Below are 10,706 nucleotides of genomic sequence, written 5' to 3'. Positions count from 1 at the left end.
GAATAATTTGAACCTAATTCAACATCATAAAAAATCCGAATATCAAATGATATTCGGATCTTTTTATTTAGATGAAACCGTATTAAGCATTAAAATGCGATTTTACAGTTTCTAAAACCTGTTCGTCAGACATTTGCTGAGACGTTTCTAAAGTTATTTTTAAATTTTTAAATTGAGCAGTATCATGAAGATAATGTTTTAATTCTTCCTGAATATTTCCCGGTCCGGTAATCAAAACTTCTTCAGAATTCGTAAGAAGATTTTCTACTTCTTTAAAGAATTTAATCTTATTGGTTTGCTCAGCATTGTTACCTGCATTTTCACTTGAATTACCGTGCTGGATAACGGCTTTCACCGGACTGCAAAGAAAAAATTTGAATGCATTCTGTGCATCGTGATTTTTTACAACTACCGCTTTTTGAGAATCGATCCATAAACCAGCTAATTTTTTTTCAGACATAATATGATTTTTTAAAAGTTATATATCTGAATAGACAAGAATGATGCTAAGGATGTGTTAATGGCTGTTAAATTATTATTTTAGCAAAGAAAAAGCACATTACACAATTCTTGCTGATTACGCAGATCTTTTAATAAATAGAAATCTGCTCAATTTGCTTAATCTGCGAGAGATTATAGAACATCAATTATTTCCCTAAAACAAACACTGCAGGAATTTTATGCAATTCCGGTTTAGCTTTTTGCCAGTCTTTAATAGTCTTTGTTTTGATGAATTCATGGTCAGGATCGTTGATATTTGCTGCGATACAAAGCTTTGTGTTGGGTGATAAAAATTTGGTTAAATCTTCAAAAAGCACATTATTTCTATAAGGTGTTTCCATGAAAATCTGAGAATAGCCTGTTTTCTGAAGCTCACTTTCCAAAAATTGAATCTTTTTCTTCTTTTCACCTTTATCAATCGGTAAATATCCATTAAAAGTAAATTCCTGACCATTGAATCCGCTCGAAATTAAAGCTAATATAATAGATGAAGGGCCAGAAATAGGAATGACTCTAATGTTTTTTTCGTGACACCATTTTACAATTAAATTCCCAGGATCTGCGATGCATGGAAGCCCTGCTTCAGAAAGAAGACCAAAATCCTGACCATTCAGCATTCTATCCTGAGCTTCTTTGATATCGGCATTTTCCGTGTATTTATCCAACAAAAAAAGTTTCAAATCTGACTGCTTTTTTTCAGGTGCAAAAAACTTCACAACCTTTCTTGCGGTTTTTTCATTTTCAACAAAAAAATAATCGGTCTGCATGATATAATCTTTAATCACAGGCGAAAAATGGCTGATTGAAGTATTTTCTGAAAGATAAGCGGGAAGTAGGAAAAGCATTTGTAATAAGTTATGAGTTGTAAATTATGAGTTTTGAGTTTTGGAAATGCGAAGTTTTTGGGCAATTTTTTCGCAGGCTTCATCCAACTGATGATAGACTTTTTCAAAACCGTCGAGCTCGCTCCAGTAAGGATCGGGAACTTCACCTGAAGCATGATTAAGATCTGCTGCTTTCATTAATAATGAAATTTTGCTTCGCTGTTCCTCATTTTGAGCTAAAGAAATTACATTTTCAAAATTGCTCAGATCCATGCAATAAATTTTATCGAAATGATTTAAATCTTCAGTCGTAATGGGGCGGGAACATTGCTTTGAAATATCAATGCCGTATTTGGCAGCAGTTTTCACCGATCTTTTATCGGGATTGCTTCCTTTGTGCATATCAATGGTTCCGGCAGAATCTACAAAAAAGCTATCTGGTAATTTTGATCGCATAATCCCTTCTGCCAAAGGACTTCTGCAAATATTTCCGAGACAGACCATTAAGATTTTCATGTTAATATATTTAAAAAATTTTTAAAAAAACTCGTTAACAAAACTAAATAAAAAAAGGAGAATAAGCTTATTCTCCTTTCTATAATATCGTTGTACAGAATTAATGTTTTATTTTTTCTGTCAATTCTTTTACATATTTTTTTATTTCCTTATCAATTTTAGAAACGTCTTTGATCGTTTCACAGGCGTACATTACCGTTGAGTGATCTTTACCTCCCATTTCTTCACCTATTTTTGTGAAAGTAGCGTTGGTAAACTCTTTTGCAAAATACATTGCCAATTGTCTCGGAAGTGCAATTTCTCTTTTTCTAGTTTTAGATAAAAGCTGCTCTCTTTTAATTCCGAAATAATCACAAACCACATCCTGAATATAAGGAATATTGATGATCTTTTTCTGATTAGCCGCAATTTTATTAATAGTTTCCTTTAATAATTCAAGGCTTAAATCTGATTTATAAATCGTTGAATAAGCAATTACAGAATTAATAACACCAATCAATTCTCTTACATTGGTTTTTGCTTCTGCAGCAAGGAAATCGAGCATATCATCTGTAAGAACGATACCGTCTCTGCTCAATTTATCAACAATAATCTGTCTACGGGTATCGAGATCCGGAGATTTTATTTCTGCAGAAAGTCCCCATTTGAAACGGGAAACAATTCTGTCCTGAATATCCATAATATCAACAGGAGCTTTATCTGAAGTCAGGATGATCTGCTTTCCGTTTTGATGCAAATAATCAAAAATATGGAAGAAGCTGTCCTGAGTTGCAGATTTCCCGGAAAGGAACTGAATATCATCAATAATCAACACATCTACCATTTGATAAAAATTGGCAAATTCTGTTTGTTTATGAGCTTTAGCAGCCGAAATAAACTGTTGGATAAATTTCTCAGATGATAAATAAAGCACTACTTTATCAGGAAATTGGCTTTTCACTTCCAGACCTACAGCCTGACCCAAGTGTGTTTTACCAACCCCATAACCTCCATACAAAAACAAAGGGTTAAAAGCAGTTGCTCCCGGTCTTTTAGCAATTGATCGTGCAACGGTAGAAGCAAATTTGTTGCTTTCACCTTCCACATAATTATCAAAAGAAAAATCTGCTTTAAGATTAGAATCGATGTTTACTTTTTTGATTCCTGGAACTACAAAAGGATTTACAATATTACCGGAAAACCCCTGAGGCATTGTTTCCTGAATTTTTGGTGTGGGAACAGACTTCCCTTTCATATTCATGGTAACCGGTTTTTCTAAGCCGCTTGGCTTGTTTTCCATTACCGAATACCAAAGTTTAACGCCTTTACCAATATTTTTCTTTAGGGCAGCAGAAAGCAATGACAGATAGTTATCTTCAATATATTCTTTGTAAAAATCACTCGGAACCATCAACGTAAGGTTATTGTCAACCAATGAAATTGGCTGTACTTTGTCGAATAGTAAATCGAAAGATTTTTCAAGTTTTTTAAGATCAGAATTATCTTCAGCTGCGTTAAGATTATCTCGCATAAACTGAAGGCACTTCTGCCATATCATCATTAAATTTTCATCCATTTTTATGCCCTGATTAATGCTTTGGTTAGTCGTTTTAGGAGGAAGACAAAGGTCTCATTTTTTATTTTCAAAAAAAAATATTTCGTGTATTGATTATTTAAAAATATATTTGTATGTATAATTAAGAGATAAAAATGATACACTCAACACACTCATTACGAGTACGTTACGCAGAAACAGATCCCATGAAATACGTCTACTACGGCAATTACGCTACATATTTTGAATTGGGGCGCGTTGAACTTTTTCGCAGCATCGGAATCTCTTACGATGAGATAGAGAAGCAGGGAATTTGGCTTCCGGTTTCCGATTATAAAATTAAGTATTTAAAACCAGCATTATACGATCAAAAATTAGAAATTCACACTTTTATGAGAAAACTTCCTGGAGTGCGAATTGAATTTGAATATGAAATTTACAATGAGGAAGGCGTTAAAATCACCGAAGCCTCTACTACCCTTTTCTTTTTAAGTGCCGAAACCAACAGAGTAATAAAATGTCCTGATTTTTTAATGACATTAATTGAGGAAAACTGGAAGGCTTAAATAAAACATTTAATTTAAAATATTAAAACTATCAATTAGTTAACAATTTAACATAATAATTAAATTATACCTAAATAAAAGTATTAAAATATAACTATTTTAATGAAAAACTTGTTTAATATGCGGTTTTTTATTATATTTAAATATGCGGTTTTTTTTAAATCAAGTATTAATAATAAAAAAAGGAGTTATGAGAACAAACTTTTTAATCTTAGTTTTTATCACAATTTTTTATTGTGTATATGCACAAACAGGGAATGTCGGTATTAATACAGAAACTCCCTCTGCAACACTTGACATCAACGGAAATTTAAAAATCCGGGCAACACCAAATTCCGCCGTAGTAGACGGACACAAACTCTTGATGATCGACAATATATCTAAAGAAGTAAAAACTATTGATGCATCTGCGCTTGGCTCATCTACAAATAATTCGATCGCAAAAGCAGAAGCTATAGGCAACGGCGCAGATTTAGGGTTGACATCAAATAACGGATACCAGAAAATAAATTTTCTCAATAGTCCTACATTTTCGGGATCTGCTTTTAACCTTACAAACGATGTATATACCGTTCCAGCTAATGGAATATATGCTGTAAAGTTCATCTATAAATATGGTGACGGGATACAAGCAGGTACTTTGGCAGTAAGCGGCTACCCCAGAATAGGCGTTTTCAACGGAGCCACAATGATAGAAGAGACCAAATTCAGTGTCGTAAATGCAGCTTCACTAAGCATTCTTTCGAGTACTGCCATGATCAGTTCTGTCTTTAGTTTTTCCGCAGGTGACGAGATCAGCTTTCATATGAATCCGGATAATACAAATATCGATTTGCTGAGCAATAACATTCACACTTCTGCTATTATTTATAAGATTTCAGATTGATTTTAAGAATTATCATTATGGTCAGGATTTTTATATTTTTAAAGTTTCTCGTTGTAATTAAGTATTTTTGATAACAAATCAAATCTATGACTTCCCTTTTACTTCTAATCTTCATATTAATCATTCTTGTCTCTTGGGTTTATTACAAACTTAATCGGAGAATTGAAATTTTGGAAAAGCAGATTTCCGATTTATCAAAAAAAGAATCTCAGGAAAATCAGGAAATAAGGGAAACAGAAAATGAGGAAGTTATCTTACCTACACAAGCAACCAGCTATAATTTTACATCTACTGCTACCTCTACAGATCGTATAGAAACAGAACAAGAGATTCAAAAAGACTGGCTGGTTCCTTTTTTTGATTTTATCAAAAACAATATCCTTACGATTATTGGCATCTTTACTTTGGTTTTAGGTATAGGCTATTTTGTGAAATACGCCATCGATAAAAACTGGATTGGTGAGAACTCAAGAATGGGAATTGGTTTTCTGGCAGGATTTATTCTTATCATCGCTGCGCATTTCATCAGAAAAAACTATACTATTTTCTCATCTATAATTATGGGTGGCGGACTTGCTGTGCTCTATTTTACGACCACGATTGCATTCAGAGAATATCATTTGTTTACGCAGAATACCGCATTTCTTATCACTTGCGCGATTACTTTGCTTTCCATATTTCTTTCGTACCGTTACAACAGTGAAACACTGATTGTTTTTTCATTGTTCGGTGGCTTTCTGGCTCCGTTAATGATCAGCACCGGGCAAAGCAATTACATTTTCCTTTTTACCTATCTGTCTTTTTTAAATATAGGAATGCTGATTACTGTTTATCTTAAAAACTGGAAAAGTGTCGGCTGGATCGCTTTTATTTTTACAGGAATCTATCTCTATTTCTGGACTATTCAGAAAACTGATCTTACCACTATTATATTTTACATCGTTACGTATATTATATTTTATGCATTTGCGCTTCAGAATTATTTTAAATACAACATGCTTTCAAAGCTTGATATTTTGATGCTGGTTTTGATTAATTTCACGAGTATCATTGGTCTGGTTTATATATTTAATGTTTTAAGATACGAACCGCTAAGTATTTTCCCGCTCGCTTTTGCATTGATCAATTTATTTTTTGCTTTCAGAGAATATCAGAATAAAAAGTTTGAAAGAAATTATTCTGTTTTTGCAGGAATCAGCATCAGTCTTTTGACTTTGGCGGTGGCATTACAATTTAAAACCCACCTCATCACCAGTGTTTGGGCAATAGAAGCCTCACTTTTGTTGTACATCTGGAAAAAGACTAATCACACCATTTTCAAAGTATTTTTCTACCTGCTTTTTCCGTTGGTTATTTTATCGCAAATGATGACCTGGACGGAATATATTGATAATGAAAAACATTTAACCGTCGTTTTCAATCCTGTTTTTCTGACAAGTCTGGTTGTTATTGCAAGTTGCTTTTTCAATTTAATTTTACTTAAAAAAGAGTCTAAAGAAAAAAGTGATACCGAGTTTTTTGAAAATACTTTTAAAATTTTATGCTTTGGCGTTATATATCTTTCTATTCTGTTTGAATTGATTTACCAGCTTTCATCATTGCATCTTGTCATCATTCTTACATACAGCTTTTTGTACAGCATTGTTTTTACGTGTTTATTATTAAGCATAAAGAATCAATTAAGCATTTCAGAAAATTTAGAAAACCTATTGATTTATGGAGCATTACTCTTGTTTATAGCACATATTTCAAGTTCACAAATCGTAAATGCAGTATTATCAAAAGAAATTGGTCTTAGTTTTTATTGGGTTCATTTAATATATTTGTTGCCGCTGCTGTATTTCATTATAAAGCTGATTCCAAAATCGGAGTTTTTAAAACAGAAAACAAGCTACTGGATCGTATCATTTGTATGTATTATTTCTGTAAGTTGTGAATTGTACAGAATTTATATTTTCTCAAATAATAGTAATTATAAAAATCTCTTTGAACACCAAGAACACTTCCGGGTTCTTTATCTTCCTATTATTTGGGCTGTTTTATCCTGCAGTTTTATTTTTGCAGGTCTTAAAAAGAATATTCCGGAGCTTAATAAAATAGGCTTTAGTTTACTTGGGATTACTATCCTCAAACTATATCTTTTTGATGTCTGGCAAATGGATAATGTTTCAAGAATTATAGCGTTTATTATTTTAGGTATAATTTTATTGATGAGCTCTTTTATGTTTCAAAAATTTAAAAACATGCTAAAAAATCTTGTTGAAAAAGATGAAAACTCGGCCGATGAAGAGATTTAAAATTACTATAAAGACTATATTAATCAACATTTTACAATTATTTTAAAAATTCACTTGATATTTTACAAAAAGTAAGTATATTTATCACGTTTTTAACACTTATATTATTAACTATGAAAAAATTTCTATATTCTCTGTTGATCTTCGCTTCTGCAACATTATTTGCGCAGAAAAATACGACAGTAAAATTTGCCGTTGCAGGAGATATGGTGGGTACAACAACATTGTTTGAAAACCAAAAAGAATATGTACAAAGTACGCAGGCATATAAAGCTGCCAATTTACCTCAAAAACTGAAAAAATTTAGTTTTATAGCAGATCAGGGGCTTTCTGAGGTTAAGTTAAAAAACAATCTAGGTCCTTTAGACAATGCAAGCTTATCTCAGTATAATGAGCAAAGCAACCTTCCTAAAGACACTCCTGTAATCATTGAAGGTTATGAATTCAAGGATACGAATATGAGAATTTATGCAGGAATTGTACAGCAGCTAGAAGTTAAAGACTACAATGGTGTAAAATCTGTATTTATTACAACTACAGCAAAATAAAAAATCAAATTATATTTAAAAACGGATGTTCTTTCGAGCATCCGTTTTTTGTGATTAATATTTGTTATTCCACTTTTTCTTTAGTTCGTCGTAGATTTTCTTTTCGGTAGCATTATTTCCTGGTTCGTAGAATTTAGCATCTTTTATTTCTTGCGGCAAAAAATCCTGATCCACAAAATTACCTTCAAAAGAATGGGCATATTTGTATTCTTTACCATAATCTAAATCCTTCATCAGCTTCGTCGGAGCATTTCGTAAATGCAAAGGCACAGGCAGATTCCCGGTTTTCTTTACAAACGCTAAAGCTTCATTAATCGCAGCATATGCCGAGTTGCTTTTTGGAGAAACTGCAAGATAAATAGCCGTTTCACTCAATAAAATTCTTGCTTCAGGATTCCCGATGACATTAATTGCCTGAAAGCAACTGTTGGCAATAACCAAAGCATTCGGATTGGCCAGACCAATATCTTCCGAGGCGAGAATAAGCATTCTTCGTGCAATAAATTTAATATCTTCTCCGCCAGCAATCATTCTTGCAAGCCAATAAACTGCACCATTAGGATCGCTTCCGCGCATCGATTTAATAAAAGCCGAAATAATATCGTAATGCTGCTCTCCATTTTTATCATACAACGCCATCGTTTCCTGAAGAACCGACATCACATCATCATTGGAAATCTCTTTATTGTCTGAATTTTTAAACTGATTAAGCACCAACTCTACAGAATTGATCAACTTTCTGCCATCACCACCGGAATACTGAATGAAAGCCTCCTTTTCTTTAATCTTAAAATCAGTTCTTTCATCTTTATTAAATCGTTCTGAAGCAATATCAATAAGCTCTTCCAGCTTTTCGTGACTTAAGGCTTTCAATATATAAACCTGACTTCTCGAAAGCAATGCAGAAACCACCTCAAAACTAGGATTTTCGGTAGTTGCGCCAATAAGAACCACCCAGCCTTTTTCTACAGCATGAAGTAGAGAATCCTGCTGAGATTTATTAAAACGGTGTATCTCATCAATAAATAGAATCGGAGACTTTCCTGAAAAAAGATTTTGTTTTTTTGCATCTTCTATCACATCACGCACATCCTTTACCCCCGAAGAAACAGCCGAAAGTTTAAAAAATTTCCTTCCTGATTTTTCAGAAATAATTTCTGCCAAAGTCGTTTTTCCAGTTCCCGGTGGCCCCCAGAGAATAAGAGAATTTAAGGCATCGTTTTCCAGCATCTTTCTGATTGTGCCTTTTTCACCGGTAAGATGCTCCTGCCCCAAAACTTCATCTAAGGTTTTCGGTCTTAATCTTTCTGCTAAAGGAGTATTATGATTCAAGATTTATCTATTTGAATTTAAAATATTTGTGAAAGTAAACAGAAATGAAAAAACCGATTAAGCTATCCGAAGGATCATCTGTTTACCGTCTGAAACTTCAAACAAATTTAAACTAAATTTCAATTTTTTACCCTACTTTTGCAATGTTTTGAAACCTTCATTTAATAAAATCATTACTTCACCCTTGGTAATTCTCATTAAATTTTACCAATGGTTTATCTCGCCTTTACTTCCCAAGAATTGCCGATACGAACCTACCTGTTCGCATTATATGGTAGAATCTCTGCAGGTACACGGCATTTTTAAAGGATTTTGGATGGGTGTAAAAAGAATTTCAAAATGTCATCCCTGGGGCGGAAGCGGCTATGATCCGGTTCCTCCAAAAAATTAAACTATTCAATAATAAACAAATAAAAATGAGTACTATTCTCTTTCGAACTTATCTTGTTGCATTTGCATTGATTTCGCAATGCTTTTTCTCACAATACTATAAAGATGGTTTATCAGACGGAACTTTAAAGGTCAATTCCCAAGATATTCCTGTGAAGATTTTTGCAACTTCAGAACCTTATGAGCTAGATTCTTTTGCACAGGTTAATAAAAACCCAAGCACTTTGGTTATCCTCAACAAATCTAATGTTGAAAAATCACGTTTTATCAGCAGTTCGATGATTTTGGCTAATTATAAAAATGCAAAATATCAATTTTTCGATAAAGAATTTAAGCTGATAGACAATGTTCCTGTAACTGCTGATAATATCGAAACGCTAAAATATGTGGTAAGAACTGAAAAACCTATTGCTTCAGCTGATACCGTATCTTTGGAAACACCTTTTAAAATCTGGGATCCTACTTCAGGAATTGAATTGGGACCGATAACGCTTCATTTCTACAGTTTGATGTTTATTTTCGCATTTGGTCTGGGATATGTCTTAATGACCAAAATGTTTAATACGGATAATGTAAACCTTAAATATCTTGAACCTCTTTTTACATGGACTTTAATCGGGACAATTTTGGGAGCAAGAATGGGGCACGTTATTTTTTATCAGCCTGAACTATTCAAAGAAGATTTTTGGAGTGTATTTTTACCGATCAGTACAAAAAATGGGTTAAAATTTACAGGATTTTCAGGACTGGCGAGTCACGGAGCTACAATTGCATTAATTTTCACAACGCTTTATTATTCATTTAAAATCATCAAGAAAAATCCGTTTTGGGTATATGACAGACTTGGAATCGTGGTTGCAATTGGAGGTGCATTTGTGAGAATGGGTAACTTCTTCAATTCTGAAATCGTTGGTAAACCAGTTGATCCTAATTCTCCTTTTGCCTTACTTTTCCCACAACAAAGCAGTGAATACGGAATTACCGTTCCTCGTTATCCGACGCAGTTATTTGAAGCAATCGGTTACGTTTTATTATTCATTTTACTTTGGGTTTTATACAAGAAAACTGATAAAAAGTATCAGCAAGGTTGGCTATTTGGTTTATTCTTCATTATTCTTTGGGCGATCAGATTCTTTGTAGAATTCCTGAAAGAGCCTCAAGGCGATGAGTTTATTTCTTTTGCAGGATTAAATACGGGGCAGATTTTATCAATCCCATTCATGATTGCAGGATTTATAATAATGATTTATTCTAAAAAATTCAAAATTACAGAAGCTGAAAATGCTAAACCTGAATAATTTTTTTTTATCAA

At 33.1% G+C, this 10,706-nt stretch carries 11 protein-coding genes; 6 read left to right on the top strand and 5 right to left on the bottom strand.

Features of this window, described 5'->3' with window-relative positions:
* Positions 1-82: 82 nt before the first annotated feature.
* The 4 genes from OH814_RS05170 to dnaA form a co-directional block, all read right to left on the bottom strand.
* The gene (locus OH814_RS05170) at positions 83-460 is read right to left on the bottom strand and encodes a hypothetical protein (protein ID WP_279195540.1); all 378 of its coding nucleotides are present in this window, start codon (positions 458-460) and stop codon (positions 83-85) included.
* A 187-nt stretch (positions 461-647) separates the two neighbouring features.
* Positions 648-1,346: an SAM-dependent methyltransferase gene (locus OH814_RS05165; RefSeq protein WP_076559672.1), complete on the bottom strand. Its 699-nt coding sequence runs from the start codon at positions 1,344-1,346 to the stop codon at positions 648-650.
* A 24-nt stretch (positions 1,347-1,370) separates the two neighbouring features.
* Positions 1,371-1,841 (bottom strand): low molecular weight protein-tyrosine-phosphatase, encoded by a 471-nt coding sequence (locus OH814_RS05160; RefSeq protein ID WP_308827374.1) that lies wholly within the window; start codon positions 1,839-1,841, stop codon positions 1,371-1,373.
* 100 nt (positions 1,842-1,941) lie between these two features.
* Positions 1,942-3,396, bottom strand: coding sequence for a chromosomal replication initiator protein DnaA (gene dnaA / locus OH814_RS05155; protein WP_076559668.1), 1,455 nt, complete (start codon positions 3,394-3,396; stop codon positions 1,942-1,944).
* Between the two features lie 134 nt (positions 3,397-3,530).
* Between dnaA and OH814_RS05150 the strand changes: the two genes are divergently transcribed.
* The 4 genes from OH814_RS05150 to OH814_RS05135 all read left to right on the top strand — a co-directional run bounded on the left by OH814_RS05150 (position 3,531) and on the right by OH814_RS05135 (position 7,672).
* Positions 3,531-3,941, top strand: coding sequence for a thioesterase family protein (locus tag OH814_RS05150; protein ID WP_308827373.1), 411 nt, complete (start codon positions 3,531-3,533; stop codon positions 3,939-3,941).
* A 190-nt stretch (positions 3,942-4,131) separates the two neighbouring features.
* Positions 4,132-4,827 carry a hypothetical protein gene (locus OH814_RS05145; RefSeq protein ID WP_308827372.1) on the top strand — a complete coding sequence of 232 codons (696 nt, stop codon included), beginning with the start codon at positions 4,132-4,134 and terminating at the stop codon, positions 4,825-4,827.
* Positions 4,828-4,997: 170 nt separating this feature from the next.
* Entirely contained in the window at positions 4,998-7,124 is a 2,127-nt protein-coding gene (locus tag OH814_RS05140) for a DUF2339 domain-containing protein (protein ID WP_308827371.1), read from the top strand.
* Positions 7,125-7,237: 113 nt separating this feature from the next.
* Complete coding sequence (locus OH814_RS05135; protein WP_076559660.1) at positions 7,238-7,672, top strand: hypothetical protein; 435 nt, start codon at positions 7,238-7,240, stop codon at positions 7,670-7,672.
* Between the two features lie 54 nt (positions 7,673-7,726).
* On the opposite strand, the gene OH814_RS05130 is transcribed toward OH814_RS05135, so the two are convergent.
* Positions 7,727-9,004, bottom strand: a complete 1,278-nt coding sequence (locus OH814_RS05130; protein ID WP_123884781.1) for a replication-associated recombination protein A — start codon at positions 9,002-9,004, stop codon at positions 7,727-7,729.
* A 148-nt stretch (positions 9,005-9,152) separates the two neighbouring features.
* Between OH814_RS05130 and yidD the strand changes: the two genes are divergently transcribed.
* A complete protein-coding gene (gene yidD, locus OH814_RS05125; RefSeq protein ID WP_308827370.1) occupies positions 9,153-9,395 on the top strand; it encodes a membrane protein insertion efficiency factor YidD in 243 nt (80 codons plus the stop codon).
* 430 nt (positions 9,396-9,825) lie between these two features.
* Positions 9,826-10,692, top strand: a complete 867-nt coding sequence (gene lgt, locus OH814_RS05120; RefSeq protein ID WP_374990553.1) for a prolipoprotein diacylglyceryl transferase — start codon at positions 9,826-9,828, stop codon at positions 10,690-10,692.
* The last annotated feature ends 14 nt before the right edge of the window (positions 10,693-10,706 follow it).

The sequence above is a fragment of the Chryseobacterium sp. CFS15 genome, assembly GCF_031118795.1.
GTDB lineage: Bacteria > Bacteroidota > Bacteroidia > Flavobacteriales > Weeksellaceae > Chryseobacterium > Chryseobacterium indoltheticum.
Note: the sequence above shows the minus strand (reverse complement) of the source record. Positions and strands in the feature narration are given on the sequence as shown.

Coding starts and splice junctions, on each gene's coding strand:
- OH814_RS05145 (WP_308827372.1), top strand. CDS start 4,132: ATGAGAACAAACTTTTTAATCTTAGTTTTTATCACAATTTTTTATTGT.
- OH814_RS05150 (WP_308827373.1), top strand. CDS start 3,531: ATGATACACTCAACACACTCATTACGAGTACGTTACGCAGAAACAGAT.
- OH814_RS05165 (WP_076559672.1), bottom strand. CDS start 1,346: ATGCTTTTCCTACTTCCCGCTTATCTTTCAGAAAATACTTCAATCAGC.
- dnaA (WP_076559668.1), bottom strand. CDS start 3,396: ATGGATGAAAATTTAATGATGATATGGCAGAAGTGCCTTCAGTTTATG.
- OH814_RS05160 (WP_308827374.1), bottom strand. CDS start 1,841: ATGAAAATCTTAATGGTCTGTCTCGGAAATATTTGCAGAAGTCCTTTG.
- OH814_RS05135 (WP_076559660.1), top strand. CDS start 7,238: ATGAAAAAATTTCTATATTCTCTGTTGATCTTCGCTTCTGCAACATTA.
- OH814_RS05170 (WP_279195540.1), bottom strand. CDS start 460: ATGTCTGAAAAAAAATTAGCTGGTTTATGGATCGATTCTCAAAAAGCG.